The organism is Cupriavidus sp. CuC1, assembly GCF_044627735.1.
Classification (GTDB): domain Bacteria; phylum Pseudomonadota; class Gammaproteobacteria; order Burkholderiales; family Burkholderiaceae; genus Cupriavidus; species Cupriavidus ulmosensis.
This window is the reverse complement of sequence record NZ_JBIUHC010000393.1, coordinates 1-1,019: the sequence shown is the minus strand read 5'-3', so window position 1 is coordinate 1,019 and position 1,019 is coordinate 1. Positions and strand designations below refer to the sequence as shown.

At 62.2% G+C, this 1,019-nt stretch carries 1 protein-coding gene; it reads right to left on the bottom strand.

The window, feature by feature from the left end:
* Positions 1-829 (bottom strand): ISNCY family transposase (locus ACGLHR_RS51850; protein ID WP_400103921.1); only part of this gene is annotated, 829 nt, incomplete at its 3' end.
* Positions 830-1,019 lie beyond the last annotated feature (190 nt).

Sequence of the window (1,019 nt, the reverse complement as noted above, 5' to 3'; positions counted from 1 at the left end):
GCCGCGGTAAACATGCAGTCGCCGCGTAAACATCACTCCACTCGACCCATGAGGTGCATTGTGAAGCGTAGTCCTTGGCCGGGCTGGAATTGGCGCACAGGATGTCGATGTTCAGCTCGAACAGGGCCCGCCCAAACTGCGTGTAGCCACGCCCTTCGGCGGCATCTTTGGCGTTGACGCGGAACACACTGGCCTTGTCGCTGTAGAACGCCATCGGCTTGCCATGGTGCTCGACATAGGCCCGCGTCGCCTCGAAGTACGCTTGGGTCGATTCGGTCGGCACGAATAGCAGTTGCATCAGCTGGCTGGTGGCGTCGTCGACATAGACCAGCAGCGTGCAGGCCGGCGCCCGCTCCTCGAACCAGGCATGGTCGCTGCCATCGATCTGCACCAGCTCGCCCAGGCAGGCGCGGCGGTTGCGCGGCTGGTGGACCTTGGGCGGGCGCAGCTTGCGTGGCACCCAGAAGCCGGCATCGATCATGATCCGCCGCACGGTCTCCTTGGCCAGGCTGAGGCCGTGGCGCTCGCGCAGCTTCTCGCAAGCCAGGGTCGGCCCGAAGTCGGCATAGGTGTCGCGAATCAGGCCGCGGGCACGGGCTTCGAGTCCCGGGGGTAACTGCCGGTTGCTCTCGTGGCCGCGCTTACGGGAGCCTAGACCGCTTGGACCGTCTTCGCGATACCGGCTCACCAGGCGCTCCACTTGGCGCCGGGACAGCCCCAGCTTCTCGGCCGCGCGCCAAACCATCAGACCGTGCTCAACGACAGCCTGAATCACCTTGAAGCGGTCCAGTTCACGCATGGACATGGTCACCATCTCGGGCTTCGGCATGGCTGGACTCCGATCCAAGCGGATAGAGCGCCAGCATGCTCGCGTTAGCCTACGGGTACGACATTTCTATTTGGCTCAAGTACGACATTACTATTTGGCCCTGACACCTCAAACCAGGCATTCTTGGCACCTATGGCCTAGTGTTGCGTTGGTTTTGGTTTTCAGGTTTTGTTGTATTTCAGCCGGAAGA